General features: G+C 65.1%; 15 protein-coding genes. 11 read left to right on the plus strand and 4 right to left on the minus strand.

All coding sequences use genetic code 11. The features are described 5' to 3' along the window. Positions 1-146: 146 nt before the first annotated feature. A complete protein-coding gene (locus tag M5C96_RS19650) occupies positions 147-827 on the plus strand; it encodes a hypothetical protein (protein ID WP_272569786.1) in 681 nt (226 codons plus the stop codon). A 51-nt stretch (positions 828-878) separates the two neighbouring features. On the opposite strand, the gene M5C96_RS19655 is transcribed toward M5C96_RS19650, so the two are convergent. Beyond that, entirely contained in the window at positions 879-2,225 is a 1,347-nt protein-coding gene (locus M5C96_RS19655; RefSeq protein WP_272564834.1) for a histidine kinase dimerization/phospho-acceptor domain-containing protein, read from the minus strand. Next, positions 2,222-2,908 (minus strand): response regulator transcription factor, encoded by a 687-nt coding sequence (locus tag M5C96_RS19660; RefSeq protein ID WP_272564835.1) that lies wholly within the window; start codon positions 2,906-2,908, stop codon positions 2,222-2,224. Before M5C96_RS19660 ends, M5C96_RS19655 begins: the two co-directional genes overlap by 4 nt. A 61-nt stretch (positions 2,909-2,969) precedes the next feature. Here M5C96_RS19660 and M5C96_RS19665 point away from each other — a divergent pair, with 61 nt between their 5' ends. From M5C96_RS19665 to M5C96_RS19675, 3 genes are all read left to right on the plus strand, one after another. Further along, on the plus strand, positions 2,970-3,656 hold the full coding sequence (locus M5C96_RS19665) for a phosphatase PAP2 family protein (RefSeq protein ID WP_272564836.1): 687 nt from the start codon (positions 2,970-2,972) through the stop codon (positions 3,654-3,656). Next, entirely contained in the window at positions 3,653-5,293 is a 1,641-nt protein-coding gene (locus M5C96_RS19670; protein ID WP_272564838.1) for a phosphoethanolamine transferase, read from the plus strand. The genes M5C96_RS19665 and M5C96_RS19670 overlap by 4 nt, the downstream gene beginning before the upstream one ends. A 232-nt stretch (positions 5,294-5,525) precedes the next feature. Further along, positions 5,526-6,224: a phosphatase PAP2 family protein gene (locus tag M5C96_RS19675; protein ID WP_272564841.1), complete on the plus strand. Its 699-nt coding sequence runs from the start codon at positions 5,526-5,528 to the stop codon at positions 6,222-6,224. 224 nt (positions 6,225-6,448) lie between these two features. On the opposite strand, the gene M5C96_RS19680 is transcribed toward M5C96_RS19675, so the two are convergent. Next, the gene (locus M5C96_RS19680) at positions 6,449-7,807 is read right to left on the minus strand and encodes a HAMP domain-containing sensor histidine kinase (protein WP_272564843.1); all 1,359 of its coding nucleotides are present in this window, start codon (positions 7,805-7,807) and stop codon (positions 6,449-6,451) included. Then, a complete protein-coding gene (locus tag M5C96_RS19685; protein WP_272564844.1) occupies positions 7,794-8,483 on the minus strand; it encodes a response regulator transcription factor in 690 nt (229 codons plus the stop codon). The genes M5C96_RS19680 and M5C96_RS19685 overlap by 14 nt, the downstream gene beginning before the upstream one ends. Before the next feature lie 26 nt (positions 8,484-8,509). On the opposite strand from M5C96_RS19685, the gene M5C96_RS19690 reads away from it, so the two are divergent. The 7 genes from M5C96_RS19690 (at position 8,510) to M5C96_RS19720 (ending at position 16,748) form a co-directional block, all read left to right on the plus strand. Continuing rightward, positions 8,510-9,205, plus strand: coding sequence for a response regulator transcription factor (locus M5C96_RS19690; protein WP_272564846.1), 696 nt, complete (start codon positions 8,510-8,512; stop codon positions 9,203-9,205). Positions 9,206-9,385: 180 nt separating this feature from the next. Continuing rightward, positions 9,386-10,774 carry an efflux transporter outer membrane subunit gene (locus M5C96_RS19695; protein WP_272564847.1) on the plus strand — a complete coding sequence of 463 codons (1,389 nt, stop codon included), beginning with the start codon at positions 9,386-9,388 and terminating at the stop codon, positions 10,772-10,774. Positions 10,775-10,781: 7 nt separating this feature from the next. Next, positions 10,782-11,957, plus strand: coding sequence for an efflux RND transporter periplasmic adaptor subunit (locus M5C96_RS19700; RefSeq protein ID WP_272564849.1), 1,176 nt, complete (start codon positions 10,782-10,784; stop codon positions 11,955-11,957). Next, complete coding sequence (locus M5C96_RS19705; protein WP_272564851.1) at positions 11,957-15,082, plus strand: efflux RND transporter permease subunit; 3,126 nt, start codon at positions 11,957-11,959, stop codon at positions 15,080-15,082. The genes M5C96_RS19700 and M5C96_RS19705 overlap by 1 nt, the downstream gene beginning before the upstream one ends. Before the next feature lie 39 nt (positions 15,083-15,121). After that, positions 15,122-15,286 carry a hypothetical protein gene (locus M5C96_RS19710; RefSeq protein ID WP_272564853.1) on the plus strand — a complete coding sequence of 55 codons (165 nt, stop codon included), beginning with the start codon at positions 15,122-15,124 and terminating at the stop codon, positions 15,284-15,286. After that, positions 15,283-15,954, plus strand: a complete 672-nt coding sequence (locus M5C96_RS19715; RefSeq protein WP_272564855.1) for an ABC transporter ATP-binding protein — start codon at positions 15,283-15,285, stop codon at positions 15,952-15,954. Before M5C96_RS19710 ends, M5C96_RS19715 begins: the two co-directional genes overlap by 4 nt. Then, the gene (locus M5C96_RS19720) at positions 15,951-16,748 is read left to right on the plus strand and encodes an ABC transporter permease (protein ID WP_272564856.1); all 798 of its coding nucleotides are present in this window, start codon (positions 15,951-15,953) and stop codon (positions 16,746-16,748) included. Before M5C96_RS19715 ends, M5C96_RS19720 begins: the two co-directional genes overlap by 4 nt. Positions 16,749-16,763 lie beyond the last annotated feature (15 nt).

Consider the following 16,763-nt stretch of genomic DNA (forward strand, 5'->3'; position numbering starts at 1 on the left):
AGTGTCTCCTGGAAGTTTACATTGATGCCTGATAATGAGACGCATCTTCATGAACTAATGCGCCTTGGGCATGCTTTTCCGTGTTTGATGCATTCGCCGTGGTTTTAAGGGAATCAGCCGAACTGATTCTCATACTTGGATCGCTTGTGGCCAGCCTCCGCTCTACCAAAGCTGAGCATCTACTGCCGTGGGTCGCTGGAGGGGCGACGACAGGCTGCGCTGCTGGCGTAGCTCTCTGTCTCTGGCTCGCATCCTCCTCAGTCGACTCTCGCTGGACGGCAGGTTTGACGTTTGTGCTTGCATTTAGCGTGCTGTTGATGGTCAGCACCATGCTGGTTGCACAGAGCACCATTCGATCACGCACTCAAACGCTCGTTGCCAACTGGCTTGAGAAGCCAGCCGCTCCGTTGATAGTCCTTGCTTTCTGCGCGCTGGCCGGACTACGTGAAACTTTGGAAGCAGGTCTTTTTCTGCGCTCTCTTTGGATACGAGCCGACAGTTCGGATGTTCTGGTTGGAGCCACGCTTGGGTTGGTGGGCGTGCCGTGCTTGGCCATCGCCTCACTCAAGCTAAGCACTCGCATCGGTATCTTGGCGGCGTTTCGGCTATCGGCTCTGTTACTGTCTTTGCTTGCGATTCAGATGATGCTCGGCTCTCTGGCTGAGTTTGCTCGCGCCTCAGCTGGATCAGATGGCACAGACTCACATTTGTTGCAAATCGTCCTGCCTAACGGGCGCTGGTACACCTGGTTCTGCGCCGCACTGATGTTCATTCCGGCTTCATTTATCGTCCGAGGTTGGTGGAAAGAATCGGCTAGATTGAGCTAACTTTCAACGCGCTCTGAGGGCCAGATGAAGTCGGCGTGAAAGGTGAAACTTTCAACAGCGTGGCGTAACTAGTGGACTCACGGATTTTTCGAGAGTTACACGATAAACACGACTAGCTGCAGGCTCGTCGACGATATCGAAAGATCCTCCGTGGACGGCGGCAACACGCTTCACCACTTGATGTCCAAGGCCGAGCCCAAGAATGGTGGCGGGCTGAGCCCGGTTGGCTCCTGTCTGCGGACCATTGTCCCGTACCTCAAGCCTCACAGGCTGTGCAGCAGCAACGATCTCGACCCATGTTCCCTTGGGCGTGTGGGCAAGGGCATTTTCAAGAAGATTGCGCAAAGCTAACTCCACCAGAATGGGATGGCCTCGCATAGGAACTGAGACCACTCCGCCAAGAGACAGCTCATGCCCAGTGGAGTACGCGGTTTGGCCATACTCTGAAGTGACGCGACGTGCAAGCGATGCCAGATCGAAATCCTGCGCCGCTTCTGCCAACTGCGCACGGCTGGCGCGGGCCAGGGAAAGCAGGTCAGAGATGACTGAGGCCGAGCGCGCGGCATCGGTATCAACCTGTACAAGTGCAGCTTCCCTCTCCTCCTCGCTCAGCCGTCCGCGCAGCAGGTTGGCATGCAAGCGAAGTGACGCCAAAGGCGTTCGAAGCTCATGAGCAAATTCATTGGCAAGCTCGCGCTCACGCAGGAGAGCAAGGTTGTAGCGCTCGGTCAGAGTATTTATGGCGTTGACCATCACCTGGAACTCAAGGTGTGGTGGTGCGACGAGAGGCACGTTATTGTGGATGTCCAGGGCGTGAACACGTCCGCTCAATTCGTACAAAGGCCTCAAGCCCCGGCGTATCGCAACGACGAGCACAAGCGCGATGACTGGTAGTAACCAGAGACCTGGCGTGGCGACGTGTTCGGCGATGTCTTGAGCGAGAGAGTCACGTTCCGCAAGGCTCAGCAGGACCATGATTTTGCGTCCATGGTTGGCGTTATCCCACCTGGAAAAGACGCGCCATTCCCGGGCCGGATCGCCAAGGAGCAGGGTGCTGAAGCCTTCGGTATAGTCAAAGGTGGGCAACGGGGCCTGACCGGTATGCGCGAGTAGCTTCCCGCTCGCCTCCCAGATCACGACGCTCAGCGACTGCTGGTAGTCATGTGTGCTGAGCTCGGGCCTATCCGCTACATCGGAGCTATGGGGCTTGGGCGCAAAGGAATTGCTGGGATAGGCCAATAGCAGAGCCGCAACTCCCGCCAGGTGGCCATCGGTCAGCTCATCTGCTTCATGCAGGCCCGTTCGATACCCTGCGGCGACGAACGCGACCCACACCGCCAGCAGCATTCCGAGGACCCAGCCCAGCAATTGGCGCTGTAGAGAGGGGCGCATGATCATTCAATGGCCTCGTCCGGAACAAAGTAGCCCACGCCGCGCATGGTGCGTATGCATTCCTCGCCCAACTTCTTGCGGATGTTGTGGACATGGACTTCAATGGCATTGCTCTTAAGAGCATTGTCCCAGCTGTACAGACTGCCTTCTAGTTGCTGCTTGGAGAGGACGTGAGGCCTTGCCTCCAGAAGCGCCATCCAGATTCCGAACTCGCGGGCAGAGAGGTACACCTCCCGGCCGGCCTGGCGCACGCGCCGGGTGGCAGGGTCGATCTCGGCATCTCGCCAGTACAGCAGCGCCTGATGTCTCCCCATAGCCCTGCGACGCAATGCGCGCACCCTGGCTGCCAGTTCATCTGTCGAAAACGGCTTGGTGAGGAAGTCGTCAGCACCGAGATCGAGCCCTTCGATACGTGAAGAGATCGCATCGCGCGCCGACATGATTAACACGGGAGTGGTAAGCAACGGCAGTCCCTTGGCGGGTGAGCTGCGCAATCGCCGTATGACTTCAGATCCATCGCCGTCGGGTAGGCCCAGGTCCAGAAGGACTACAGCAAATGGCTCCGTGCGCAGCGCCGCCCATGCCTGCGAGACACTGGTCGCGACATCAAACGTCCACCCCAGGTTCTTCAATGCAAGGCGTAGGCCACGGCATATCGCCTCGTCATCTTCCACGATAAGTATTCGCATTTCTCCATTTGCGTTTCCTGGGCTTAAGAACCTATTAAGGGCGTTTCGATAGCTTCAGTAAATGCAAAACTTTTCTGGCAAGTTTCTTTGGATTGCGCTACTTTCGTTCATGGCGGTTCTGGTTTGGGATGCATCTGGACTCGACATGGCGATGGCCATGCTGATGGGCAATACGCAAGGTTTTCCATTTCGCAACAGCTGGCTGCTGACCAGCGTTTTGCACGATGACGCCAAGCATGCAGCCTGGGGTCTTGTCGTTTTGCTCTCCGCTTCAGCGCTGTGGCCTTGGGGGCCATTCGCCAAACTGCCGTTCGAGCGGCGGCTGCAATTGGCGGCGGTCACCCTGCTTGCCACAGGGGTAGTCTCTCTGGTCAAGGCCACCAGCCACACCAGTTGTCCGTGGGACCTGGCCGAGTTCGGAGGCGTTGCCAGGCATGTTTCCCACTGGAGCGGCTGGGCCGACATTGATGGAGGCCCTGGCAGGTGCTTTCCCGCAGGGCATGCGTCTGCCGGGTTCGCATTCGTTGCCGGCTACTTCGCGCTGCGCAGGGACCTGCCCCGGCTTGCCCGTATATGGCTGCTGATTGCCCTGGCAAGCGGTCTTGCACTCGGACTGGTGCAGCAGTTCCGCGGCGCCCATTTCATGAGCCATACGCTGTGGACGGGATGGATCTGTTGGATGACTGGATGGCTGACCGACCCCCTGTTCTCGCGGTTTCGTGGCCGCTTCGACGGGACTCCAGCATGATCCGCCGGCCGGTTTCACCGCTGTGGCTTGCGGCGGGAGCGAGCCTGTGGATGGCTGCCACCGGCAATGGCCCGCTCTGGAGCCGTCTTTCGGGTCTTGGGTTGTTGCAGAGCCCGCAGGACGTGGCATTTGCCGGTGCCATGTTCCTGATGATCTGGGCTTGCCTCGCCGCCTTCCTCTGCCTGCTGGCATGGCGGTTGACGCTCAAGCCCGCCATCACCATGCTGTTCGTCAGCACGGCGGTGGCCGGCCATTTCATGGCCAGCTACGGTGTTGTCATGGACCCGAGCATGCTGCTCAATGCCATGCAGACCGACGTAGCCGAAGCCGGGGCGCTGATGAACTGGCGACTGCTCGTGCGTTCGCTGGCATTGGCCGTGCTTCCGGCTTGGCTCGTCTGGCGGCAGCCCGTAATTTATGGGCCAACCATGCGACAACTGTGGCGCAATCCGTTGGCGGCACTGGCTGCCTTGGCGTTTCTGGTAGCGACGGTGTTCGCGAGTTTCCAGCCGCTGGCTGCGACCATGCGCAACCACAAGGATGTCCGTTACCTGCTCAACCCCGTCGCCAGCGTGTATTCGGTGGTGCGGGTGGCTCTGAAGTCTTTCGAGCGAGATGAGTCAACGTTGCTACCCATCGCGCAGGACGCTCATCTGGGCCGTCCTGCAACGGTTGCAACGGAGCGTCCACGCCTGTTGGTGCTGGTGCTGGGCGAGACTGCAAGAAGCGCCAATTTCGGCCTGAATGGCTACGAGCGCCAAACCACGCCTCGCTTGGCCAGCCACGGCGTCGTCAGCTTCACCAATGCCTGGTCGTGCGGCACGAGCACGGCAGAGTCGGTGCCCTGCATGTTTTCGCATCTGACACGCGATGAATTCGGCGGTCGCAAAAGCAATTACGAAAACCTGCTCGACGTACTGCAGCGCGCTGGATTGGCCGTACTGTGGATCGACAACCAGTCGGGCTGCAAGGGGGTATGCGATCGCATACCCAGCGTCTCCACCGTCTCCGCTGAAAACGCCCAACTGTGCGCCTCGGGCCAGTGCCTGGACCACGTGATGCTGGACGGGCTGGATGAGCGCATTCAGGCGCTCGACCCAGAACGCCGCGAGCGCGGCGTGGTGATCGTGATGCACCAGATGGGTAGCCACGGCCCGGCCTACTACAAGCGTTCGCCGCCCGAATCCAAGCTGTTCCCGGCGGAGTGCACGACCAATGCTCTGCAGGAGTGCAGCCGCGAAAGTGTGGTCAATGCCTACGACAACTCCATCGTTTACACAGATCGATTCCTTGGCTCGGTGATCGACTGGCTACAGGCGAGGCAGTCTCTGGCGGATGCCGCCATGGTGTACGTGTCCGACCATGGCGAGTCGCTAGGGGAGAACAATGTGTACCTGCATGGCCTGCCGTATGCCTTTGCGCCAGACCACCAAAAGCATGTCCCGTGGATCACGTGGATTTCCGACGGGTTCAAGGCTGTCTCGGCACTGTCAACGGAGTGCCTGCACAAGGGCCGCGACCTGCCTTTTTCGCACGACCATTACTTCCATTCCGTGCTCGGTCTCATGGCAGTGCAGACCGGTGCATACCAGCCGGACATGGATGCCTATGCCCGCTGCCGAAGCAACGGCGGTTGATCGCGGTGGGAAGCCGGCAGGTGGCGGCGTACTCACTGCCGCTCGCACGCTTGGCCGCGTTCATCGCAAACCGGGCCGGGCGGGAGGGCATGCCCTGTGCGGGCTTGCCGCGAAATCCCCTTGTCTGAACGAAATTTAAGCGCGTCTTAATCGCCGGCTTTCATGCTGACGGGGTCTGCACAAGCTATGGAGGCCGTGCACAAGATACCACCGACTCACCAGAAAGACGTGCATGCAAAGTCCGGTCGCCACCACACACCACCACGCGGCTTCTCGCTTCGGGGAGTTTCCTCAGGGGCCCGCCTTTCAGCGTGTTACGCTAGTGCTCGCAGCCATCCTGTCAGTGATCGCATTTTGCTGGCTGGCCCAAGAGGCGGCGATAGAAGGCGAATACATTGCCATGGAGGCGCAGTGGATAGCGACGGTCTTCACCTGGCGCAGCCCTCTGATGGATCAGATCATGCTGGGATACACCAGGACGCATGACCTCTTCATGGTCGCATTCATTCTGGGCTTCATGGGTTTTCACGCGTACCAACGGCACTGGCCGCAGGTCAGGTGGATCGTCGCGGTGGTGCCCGGCGGCATGCTGGCCAATCTGGGGCTGAAGGCATTCTTCCACCGCGCGCGTCCAGAGTTCGACTCCATGATCCACGCACACGGCTACAGCTTCCCCAGCGGCCATGCTATTGCCGCTGCTCTGGTGGCTGGCTGGCTGATCTATGCCACCTGCTTGTCTACCCGCAGCCTGGTATGGCGAAGTGCCAGCGTGGCGCTCGGTTTGTCGATCGCGGTCAGTGTGGCCTTCAGCCGCGTCTACCTGGGTGTGCACTACCCGATGGATGTCATTGCCGGGGCCCTTGCCGGAGCGGCCTGGATCTTGATCTGCCTGGCCTTGAAGAGCCTTCTGGATTCCGATGCCACAGAGTGACTTGGTGCCTATGCCCTTCCGTGCACAAGGCATTGGAGCGTGCAGGCTGGGCAGGCGCGCTGCAGTGTTCTTGGCTTACCGTGCCACACCGCCACCTGCGATGCTCACACGAGTGTCCCAGGAAACATGACGGTGATCCGCTTGCCCAGTCATATCTGCACGCCTGCTACGCTGAGAAGGGCGGCGGCGGGCTGCACGGCTGCCGCCGCCGGGCCCTTTTCCCATCACGTCGGCGTTGCCGGGGGAAGGGTCAGTGTGATACGGCAGCCGGGCTGGGCATCGCCGATGGTCAAGGCCATGCCATGCAGGCGTGCGATGGCGGCCACCAGGCTCAGGCCGAGCCCATGGCCAGGTGTATGCCGGCTCTTTTCCGAGCGGTAGAAACGGCGCAGCACGGCGCCCCGCTCCTCTTCAGGAATGCCGGGGCCTGCATCGGTGACCATGGCCTGTACCTGCCCCGCCTCCTGCGCCACCTGCACCGTGACGTCGGTCCCGGGCGGCGCGAACTTGATGGCGTTGTCGATGAGATTGGCGAAGGCGTCGAACAGCAGGTCCGGGTCCCCGCGCAGGATGACCGGCACTGCGCAGCCGACAAAGCGCAGCGCCACGCCGAGCTCCTGCGCGGCCGGCTCAAACAGCTCCACCGCATCGCCCACGATCACTGTGAGGTCCACCGTCTCGAAGTTCTCCCGCCGTGCGCTGTTCTCGATCTCCGAGATGCGCAGCAGCCCCTTGAACATGCGCAGCAGCAGCCGCGCATCGTCGGCCGTATCGTCCACCAGCGCCGACAGCTCTTCCCGCGACAGCGCACCGGCCTGCGCTCGGTCAAGCCCGGCGAGCATGCGCGTGAGTGGTGTGCGCAGGTCATGGGCCACGTCGTCCGTGACGCCTTTGACCTCTCCCATGAGCCGCTCGATCTCGTCGAGCATGGCATTCACCAGGGCGGCGATGCGGTCCAGATCGTCGCGGGAATTGCGCACGGGCAGGCGCGCGCCCAGATGGCCCTCCACGATGCTCTGCAGCGAATGGGCCATGCCGTCCAGGCGCCGCCGGGCCCGGGCTCCCAGTGCAAACGCACCCGCCAGCCCCACGCCCAGCACGATGAAGATGCCGCCAACCATGGCGGTGCGGATGCGCTCGTCGAACTCATCGAGGTCATGCACGTCACGGCCGATCACCAGCACCAGGCCGGAGCCCAGCACGCTGGCCAACGCACGCACGGGCACCTTGTTGCCATGGGCGTCGTATTGTTCGGCATCGAAGGGGGCGTCGTAGCGCGGCACCGGTCCGACCAGTTCGAAGGCACCGGCCACGCGCTCGCCGCCGCCGATCAGAACGGCGGGTTCGCGAAGCGATGGGTCGCGCCGCAGCCGCCCCGACACTTCACGCAGCAAGGCCTCCGGCGGCAGCTGCGACCAGCGCTGCACATTGGCCTGCAGGCTACGATCCACCTCGTGTGCCAAGTAGAACGAGGTCTGCCAGTAGACATAGCCCAGCAAGGCCGCGCTGGACAGGGCGAACACCGCGAGAAAATAGGCCGCCGTGCGGAAATGGCTGGTCCGCAGGGTGTCAGACAGGGGCATGAATGGCATAGCCGGCCCCCCGTACGGTCTGGATCATGGGCACCTCGCCCGGTGCATCGACCTTGCGCCGCAGCCGGCCGATATGCACTTCGATGACGTTAGTACGCTCCTCGTAGCGGTAATTCCACACCGCCTCGAACAGCATGGTTCGCGTCACAATCTGGCCCGCATGCTTCATCAGATACACCAGCAGGTCATGTTCGCGCGGCACGAGATCGATGCTGCGCGCGCCCCGGCGCACTGTGCGCGTGAGCAGGTCCACCTGCAGGTCGCCGACACACAGCTGCGTCTCGCGGCCGGTGGCCGGCGCCGCGCGGGTGCGGCGCACCAGCGCCTCCACCCGGGCCACCAGTTCCATCGCCTCGAACGGCTTGGCCAGGTAGTCGTCCCCGCCGGCGCGCAGTCCGCGCACCCGTTCGTCCAGGGCCGACAAGGCGCTGAGTATCAGCACCGGCGCATGCCCGCAGGCAAGCCGCAGTGCGGCCAGCAACGCCAGCCCGTCGAGCGCGGGCAGCATGCGGTCCAGCACGATCACATCGAAGTCCCCTGCAAGGGCGCGCACCAGCCCCATGCGGCCATCTCCCACATGCTCCGTGGCATGGCCCGCATCGTGCAACGCCATGGCGATGGCAGAGGCAGTTCCGGGGTCGTCCTCGATGACCAGCACCCGGCTCATCGCCTGCCCCGCGGTCCGAGGCCACCATGCGCGTGCTGATCATCGAGGATGACCGACGCACGGCCGCCTACCTGGTGCGTGCGCTGCGCGAAAGCGGCCGCGTGGCAGACCATGCGGCCGACGGGGCCACGGGCCTGGCCATGGCGCGCGAAGGCATCTACGATGCCATCGTGCTGGACCGCATGCTGTCGTGCATGGACGGCCTGGCAGTGGTGCGTGTGCTGCGCGGTCTTGGCCTGCACCTGCCGGTGCTGATGCTCAGCGCCCTGGGATCGGTCCAGCACCGGGTCGAGGGGCTGCAGGCCGGCTGCGACGACTACCTGACCAAGCCCTACGCCTTCATCGAGGTGCTGGCGCGCCTGGACCGCCTGCTGGCGCGCACCGAGCCCCTTGCCGAGGGCCTGCGGCTGGCTATGGCCGACCTGGAACTGGATGTGGCCAGCCGCGTGGTGGCCCGCGCGGGGCAGCGCGTCGACCTGAGCACGAGCGAGTTCCTGCTGCTCGAAAGGCTGATGCGGCATGCGGGACAGGTGATCAGCCGCCAGATGCTGCTGGAAAGCGCCTGGGACTATGACTTCGAGCCCCCGGATCATCTGATCGACAGGCACATGCATCGCCTGCGCAAAAAGGTGGACGGTGGGCATGCAGAGATGTTGATCCATTCGGTTCGGGGGGCGGGGTATCGCATGGGTCCACCTGCCGACGGCAGGGCCCCGGGCTGACACCTGCGCCGGCAAGATGCGTCTGCGCATTGGACCATCGCCCGCCCGCCAGGCCAACCCACTCCAACATAAACAGTAAGTCATTTTCAGGGAAGAGCGGCGTTAGCCACTCCCTCCTATCTTCTCCCCATCGGCCGCCCGGCATTCCGCCGGCGACCCCGGACAACGAGAGGATGGACCTTGAATCTGCACGACACTCGGTACCGGCTGCGCAGGACGGCGCTGGCCGCCCTGGCGGGCTCCCTGCTACTGGCGGCCTGCACCACGGTGCCGGCCGACCCTGCCCCCGTCGTCGCGCTGCCTGCGCACTGGTCCGGCACGCAAGAGGCCGCACCAGCGTCGTCGGCCGCGGACTGGTGGGGCTTCTTTGGCAGCACCCAGCTCGATGCGCTGGTCGCCCAGGGGCTGGACCAGGGCCTGTCCGTGCAGATCGCCCTCGCCCGGCTGGAGCAGGCGCGGGGAATGGCGCAGATCAGTGGCGCCGCCCGCTACCCCACCGTCACCGCGGGCCTGAATGCCAGCGGAGGCAGCAGCTCGAGCAGCCCCAAGCAGTCGCTGTCGATCACCGGCACGATGGACCTGGACATCTGGGGCCTGCATGCGGCCAAAGCCGACTCCGCGGGATCTGTCGCCCAGGCCAGCGAGCTCGACGTGGAGACCGCACGCCAGTTGCTGGCTGCCAACATCGCGCTCAATTACCTGCAGTTGCTTGCGCTGGACGAGCGGATCGATCTTTCCCGCCGCATCGCCAGCGATGCGCAGCAACTGCTGTCGCTGGTGGAAAAGCAGGCCAGCCTGGGCGCGGCCTCGGCACTGGACGTGGCGCAGCAGCGCAACACGCTGCAGACCTTTCTGGCGGCCACGCCGCAGTTGGTGCTCCAGCGTGACACCTTGCGCGGACAACTGGCCGTGCTCGTCAACGCCACGCCGCAGGAATTCACGGTCCGAGCCGAACCCTTCCTGGACATCGCCGTTCCGCAGATCCAGGCCATTGCGCCGGCACGGGCCGTAGCCGGCCGCCCCGAGGTGCTGGCGGCCGAGGCACGCCTGAAGGCCGCCCGCTTCGACGTGGCCGCGGCGCGGGCCGCCTTCCTGCCGTCGGTGTCGATCACCGCCCAGGCCGGCGCACTGCTCAACCCCACTCAGGCGCTGTGGAGCTTGGCCGGGGCCTTGCTGCAACCACTCTTCAACGGAGGCAGCCTCGACGGCCAGCTGCGCGTGGACCGCGCCCACGCCGAGGAACTGCTGGCCAGTTACCGGCAGTCCATCCTCCAGGTGCTCCAGGAAGCACAGGGGCAATTGATCGCCGTGCAGCGCCTGCAGGAAACCGAGACGCTGGACAAGGCCGCCGTCGAGTCCGCCCAGGAGGCCCTGCGCCTGTCGCGCATCCGTTACGACCGGGGCGCCTACGACCTGCTGGCCGTGATCGTCAACGAGCGCACCCTCTACCAGGCGCAGGACACGCTGCTGCAGGCACGCCTGCAGCGCCTGCAGGCCACCGTGGGCCTGTACCGCGCCTTCGGCGGCCAGTCCGCGCAGCCCGCCCCGGCCCAGATTTCCTCGAAATGAGAACACCATGACCACCGACACCCAAGCACCCCGTGCACATCCGCTGCGTCGCATTGCCATTGCGGCGGCCACGGTCGCGGCAATGGCCGCCGTCTTCGCCTATGCCACCGCCTCGACCCCGCAGGCAGCTCCCGCAAAAGCCGCGGGAGAAGCGGTTCCGGTCTCCCTGGCGAGCGTGGTGCAGCAGGATTTCCCCATCTGGACCGACGCCATTGGAACGGTGACATCGCTCAACGCGGTGAACGTCCGATCGCGCGTGGACGGCCAGCTTGAGCGCGTGGCCTTCACGGAGGGGCAGATGGTGCGCAAGGGCGACCTGCTGGCGCAGGTCGATCCCCGGCCGTTGCAGGCGCAGGTCAACCAGACCCGTGCCGTCCTGGCGCAGGAAGACGCGCGCCTGAGCAGCAACAAGATCGATCTGCAGCGGGCGATCGAACTCGCCGCAGCCGGTGCGGGCTCCACCCAGGCGGTGGACACCCTGCGCGCCACGGTGGCGACCCAGGCGGCCGTGGTGCAGGCGGCACAGGCGGCACTGGACAGTGCCCAGCTGCAACTGGGCTTCACGCGCATCACCTCGCCCAGCGACGGCCGCGTCGGCCAGCGCCTGCAGCCGGCGGGATCGACCGTGCATGCCAACGATGCCGTGGGCATCGCCACGGTCACGCAGATGAACCCGATCTGGGTAGCCTTCTCCGTGCCGCAGGACCAGTTGCCGGCCGTGACCCAGCAATCCCAGGCGCGTGCCCTGAAGGTCCAGGCGCTACTGCGCGACCGCTCCCAGGTGCTGGCAGACGGCGAACTGGAATTCGTCGACAGCCAGGTGTCTCCGGCGGCCGGCCAAGTGCAGCTCAAGGCCCGCTTTGCCAATGCCGACCGTGCGCTGTGGCCGGGGCAACTGGTCTCCGTGCGCATGCTGCTGAGCACCCAGGCCCAGGCCACCGTGGTTCCGCAGGAAGCAGTGCAGCAGGGGCCCAAAGGCGCTTTCGTGTATGTCGTGGAAGGCCAGCACATGGCCCAGACCCGGCAGATCGACGCGGGGCCCATTTCACAGGGCCTGCAGTGGGTGCGCAAGGGCCTGCAGCCAGGCGATACGGTGGTCACGCAAGGCCAGTACCGCATCGCGCCCGGTATCCAGGTCATGGCCACCACGGCCGCTTCCTACGCCCCCGCCAAAGGCCAATGATGAGCAGCATCTCCGAACCCTTCATCCGCAGGCCCGTCGCCACGGCCCTGCTCGCCCTGAGCGTGCTGCTGGTGGGCGTGCTCGCCTACTTCAACCTGCAGATCTCCTCGCTGCCGCAGGTGGAGTTCCCCTCCATCTCGATCTCTGCCAGCCTGCCTGGCGCCAGCGCGGAAACCATGGCCACGTCGGTGGCCACGCCGCTGGAGCGGGCCTTGTCGCAGGTGCCGCAGGTCACCTCGATGACCTCGTCGAGCTCGCTGGGCAAGACGCAGATCTCGCTGCAGTTCGACCTCAGCCGCAGCATCGACGGTGCGGCGCAGGACGTGGAGTCCGCCATCGCGCGGGCCAACCGGACCTTGCCCAAGACCATGACCTCGCCGCCCAGCTACAACAAGGTCAATCCGGCGCAGGCCACCGTGATGTCGCTGGCGCTGACCTCGTCCACGCGCACGCTGACCGAGCTCAACCGCTATGCCGACAATTTCCTGGCGCAGAAGCTGTCCATGGTCCCCGGCGTCGGCCTGGTCGACTACCACGGCCAGCAGCGGCCGGCGGTGCGGATACGCCTCGATCCGGACGCCCTGGCCGCGCGCGGGCTGACCCTGGCCGACGTGCGCTCCATCGTCGGGTTGAGCACAGTGAGTGCGCCCAAGGGCAGCATCAACGGGACGGACAAGACCGTATCGCTGAACACCACCGACCAGTTGCAGCGCGCCGAGCAGTTCGACCAGCTGGTGGTGGCCTACAAGGCGGGCGCACCGATCCGCCTTGGCGATCTGGGCACCGTGGTGCACGCGGCCGAGGACGTGCGCCAGGCCGCCGGCATCAAGGGCCAGCCCACGGTCATCGTGGACATCCACCCGCAGCCGGGCTTCAACATCGTGGACACGGCGCAGACCATCCGCCAGCAACTGCCACAGCTCACGGCGAGCATGCCGCGCGACGTTGCGCTCCAGGTGGTGGGCGAGCGCACGCAGACCATCACCGCCGCCGTGGCGGACGTCAAGTTCACCCTGCTGCTGTCCATCGCGCTGGTGGTGATGGTGATCCTCGGCTTTCTGCGCAACCTGACCAGCACTCTCATCGCCAGCATCACCATCCCCCTGGCGCTGCTGGGCACCTTCGCGCTGATGTACCTGATGGGGTATACGCTGGACAATCTGTCCATCATGGGCCTGAGCATCGCCGTGGGCTTCGTGGTGGATGACGCCATCGTCGTGCTGGAAAACATCGCGCGCCACCGTGAGCAGGGCAAAAGCGCCCTGCAGGCCGCGCTGGACGGAACCCGCGAGGTCGGTTTCACCATCGTCTCCATGACGCTGTCGCTGATCGCCGTGTTCATCCCGCTGCTGCTCATGGGTGGCATGGTCGGACGCCTGTTTCGGGAGTTCGCGATCACGCTGAGCACGGCCATCCTGGTCTCGGGCGTGGTCTCGCTCACGCTGGCACCCATGCTGTGCGCCCGCCTGCCCGGAAATGGCCATCCGTCCAACGAGAGCCTGAGCGTCTGGGCCGGCCGCGCCTTCGAATGGATCGAGCGCGGCTACGAGCGCGGATTGGATGTGGCGCTTCGCCACCAGCGCTCCGTGCTGGCCCTGGCAGTGGCGACCATGGTCGCCACCGCGGCCCTCTACGCCTGGGTGCCCAAAGGCTTCTTCCCGATGCAGGACACGGGCCTGCTGAGCGCCACGGTCGAAGGCGCACCGGACATCTCGTTCGACGCCATGCGCCAGCGCATCTCGCAGGTCAGCGAGGCGCTGCATACGGACCCCGACGTGCAGACCGTCTACTGGTGGATCGGCCCCAACCCGACCATCAGTCAGGGCAAGATGATGGTGTCGCTCAAACCTTTTGACCAGCGCAGCGCCACGGCGGCGCAGATCATGGCCCGGCTCAAGACGCGCGCGCTGGTGGTGCCCGCCGTCAAGACGTCGATGCAGATGATCCAGGACATCCAGATCGGCGGCCGCGCCGCCAAGGCGCAGTACCAGTACACCTTGCAGGCCGGCGACGTGAACGAGCTCGACCACTGGAGCAGCCTGCTGCAGGCGCGGCTGAAATCGCTGCCGCAACTGGTGGACCTGGGGTCGGACCGCCAGCCCTCGGCGGCCGAAACCACGCTCAAGATCGATCGCGACACCGCCTCCCAGTTGGGGGTGTCGATCCAGGCCATCGACGATGCGCTGTACGACGCCTTCGGCCAGCGCCAGGTCGCCACGCTGTTCACCCAGCTCGACCAGTACAGCGTGATCCTCGAGCTCGATCCCGCCTGGCAGCTGTCTGCGGAAACCCTCAAGCACCTGTACGTGCGCTCCTCCAGCGGCCCCGACCTGGTTCCCCTGAGCACGCTCGCCTCCCTTCAGCAGGGCGTGGCCCCCGTGACGATCAACCACCAGGGCCTGTTCCCGTCGATCACCCTGTCCTTCAACCTCGCGCCCGGCGCTGCGCTGGGAGACGCCGTGGCGGCTGTCCACGCAGCCTCCACCGCCATCGGCATGCCGGACACAGTGACGGGCACCTTCCAGGGCACGGCCCAGGCGTTCCAGGATTCGCTGCGCACCCAGCCCTGGCTGATCCTGGCCGCGATCCTCACGGTCTACGTAGTGCTGGGGGTGCTGTACGAGAGCCCCATCCACCCACTGACCATCATCTCCACGCTGCCGTCGGCCGCATTGGGAGCCTTGCTGGCCCTCAAGCTGTGCGGCCTGGACCTGGGCATCCTGGGCATGATCGGCATCATCCTGCTGATCGGCATCGTCAAGAAGAACGCCATCATGATCGTGGACTTCGCACTCGAGGCCCAGCGCAACCAGGGCCTGACGCCGCTGGAGGCTATCCGCCGTGCCTCCGTGCTGCGCCTGCGCCCGATCCTGATGACCACGCTGGCGGCATTGCTGGGCGCCGTGCCCCTGGCCTTCGGCCACGGGGCCGGATCGGAGATGCGCCAGCCGCTCGGCATCGCCATCGTCGGTGGCCTGGCGGTATCCCAGGTCCTGACGCTGTACACGACCCCGGTCATCTACCTCTGGTTCCAGCGCCGGTCCGACGCATGGACCCGCCGGCGGTCCCGACACCACCCGGATCAGCCGAATGGCCAGCCCCGCCTGCCTGCCGCCGTGTCCTGATCCGCCCCGCCCCTGCTTGCCATGCCCCTAAGCCTGCCCATGACCAACGACACCTTTCCGCCCATCTCCGCGCCTCTGCTCCCCGGCGCTGCGCAAGTGCTGCCAAAGTCGTGCCTGCGCGCCATGGCATTGCAATCGCCCCAAGGCGGCCCCTACAGTCTGGACTTGAATGCGGGCGAATGCGTTGCCATCACCGGCCCATGACCAACGACACCTTTCCGCCCATCTCCGCGCCTCTGCTCCCCGGCGCTGCGCAAGTGCTGCCAAAGTCGTGCCTGCGCGCCATGGCATTGCAATCGCCCCAAGGCGGCCCCTACAGTCTGGACTTGAATGCGGGCGAATGCGTTGCCATCACCGGCCCATCGGGCAGCGGCAAGAGCGTGCTGCTGCGCCTGATCGCCGACCTCGACCCCCACGAAGGCGACGTGGAGCTGTATGGCCGATTGCGCTCCACCTGGCCCGCGCCCGAGTGGCGCCAGCAGGTGGTGTACCAGGCGGCCGAGCCTGCCTGGTGGGCGGCGACGGCGGGCGAGCACATGGGCGCAGCGACCACGCAGGCCCTCGCACTGCTGCTGGCGCAGCTGGGACTCGAGCCCGCCATGCTCACGGCGGACATCACCCGCCTGTCCACGGGCGAGCGCCAGCGCATGGCCCTGGTGCGCTCGCTTTCGCGCCAGCCGCGGGGCCTGCTGCTGGACGAACCCACTGCGTCCCTGGATGTCGCCAGCACCCTGGCCGTGGAACGGCTGATCACCAGCAGGATGCGCAGTGACGGGCTGGCCGTGGCCCTGGTCACCCACTCCCATGAGCAGGCGCAGCGCATGGGGAATCGCTGGCTGCAGGTGCGCGACCACCAGGTGCACCCGCTATGAACGTTATCCACCTACAGGCCACGGACCTGGCCATTGCCGCCCTGCTGGTGGTGGCCAGCGCCGCCACATCATTCGCCCTGCACCTGCAGATCCACAGGCAGCTGCTATGGGCGGCTGCACGCATGGTGCTGCAACTGCTGCTGGTGGGGCTGCTGCTGCGCCTGGTGTTCCGCTCCGGCTCCGCGCCAGCCACCGTGCTGATCGTGCTGCTGATGATCGCCGCGGCGGCACGCGAGGTGGCCGTACGCCCATCAGAGCGCCTGCGCGGCCTGGCCAACTACCGCATCGGCGCGATGGTGGTGGGCGCTTCCAGCGCCGCTACGGTGTGCCTGGCGCTGCTCACCGCGATCCAGCCATCGCCCTGGTACGACCCGCGTTACGCCATTCCGCTGATGGGTATCGTGCTCGGCACGGTGCTGAACTCGGCCAGCCTGGCGCTGGACACGTTCTACGGCGGGCTCAGGGCCAGCCGTGCTGCCGTGGAGGCGCGCCTGTGCCTGGGCGCCAGCCTGCGCGAGGCGTTCATGCCCCTGGCGCTCACCTCCATACGCCGCGGCCTGATTCCGCTCATCAACCAGATGTCGGCCGCAGGAATCATCACCCTGCCAGGGATCATGACAGGCCAGTTGCTGGCAGGGATGGACCCGCTGGAGTCAGTGAAGTACCAGATCCTGCTTTTGTTCCTGCTGACCGGCGCGGGTTGCCTGGCGTCTGCAGGCGCCGTCTGGCTGGCAAGCCTGTGCGTGAGCGATGACCGCCAGCGCCTGCGGCTCGATCGCCTGCGTGACAGGTAATCCCCGTGTCTGGGG

Origin of the sequence: Acidovorax sp. GBBC 1281, assembly GCF_028473645.1 — a bacterium.
Taxonomy (GTDB): Bacteria; Pseudomonadota; Gammaproteobacteria; order Burkholderiales; family Burkholderiaceae_C; genus Paracidovorax.

Bases quoted from the DNA above. Each gene is read 5' to 3' on its own strand.
- M5C96_RS19680 (WP_272564843.1), bottom strand. From the start codon at position 7,807: ATGCCCCTGTCTGACACCCTGCGGACCAGCCATTTCCGCACGGCGGCC.
- M5C96_RS19715 (WP_272564855.1), top strand. From the start codon at position 15,283: ATGACCAACGACACCTTTCCGCCCATCTCCGCGCCTCTGCTCCCCGGC.
- M5C96_RS19655 (WP_272564834.1), bottom strand. From the start codon at position 2,225: ATGATCATGCGCCCCTCTCTACAGCGCCAATTGCTGGGCTGGGTCCTC.
- M5C96_RS19710 (WP_272564853.1), top strand. From the start codon at position 15,122: ATGACCAACGACACCTTTCCGCCCATCTCCGCGCCTCTGCTCCCCGGC.
- M5C96_RS19670 (WP_272564838.1), top strand. From the start codon at position 3,653: ATGATCCGCCGGCCGGTTTCACCGCTGTGGCTTGCGGCGGGAGCGAGC.
- M5C96_RS19720 (WP_272564856.1), top strand. From the start codon at position 15,951: ATGAACGTTATCCACCTACAGGCCACGGACCTGGCCATTGCCGCCCTG.
- M5C96_RS19685 (WP_272564844.1), bottom strand. From the start codon at position 8,483: ATGAGCCGGGTGCTGGTCATCGAGGACGACCCCGGAACTGCCTCTGCC.
- M5C96_RS19665 (WP_272564836.1), top strand. From the start codon at position 2,970: ATGCAAAACTTTTCTGGCAAGTTTCTTTGGATTGCGCTACTTTCGTTC.
- M5C96_RS19660 (WP_272564835.1), bottom strand. From the start codon at position 2,908: ATGCGAATACTTATCGTGGAAGATGACGAGGCGATATGCCGTGGCCTA.
- M5C96_RS19690 (WP_272564846.1), top strand. From the start codon at position 8,510: ATGCGCGTGCTGATCATCGAGGATGACCGACGCACGGCCGCCTACCTG.
- M5C96_RS19705 (WP_272564851.1), top strand. From the start codon at position 11,957: ATGAGCAGCATCTCCGAACCCTTCATCCGCAGGCCCGTCGCCACGGCC.
- M5C96_RS19700 (WP_272564849.1), top strand. From the start codon at position 10,782: ATGACCACCGACACCCAAGCACCCCGTGCACATCCGCTGCGTCGCATT.
- M5C96_RS19675 (WP_272564841.1), top strand. From the start codon at position 5,526: ATGCAAAGTCCGGTCGCCACCACACACCACCACGCGGCTTCTCGCTTC.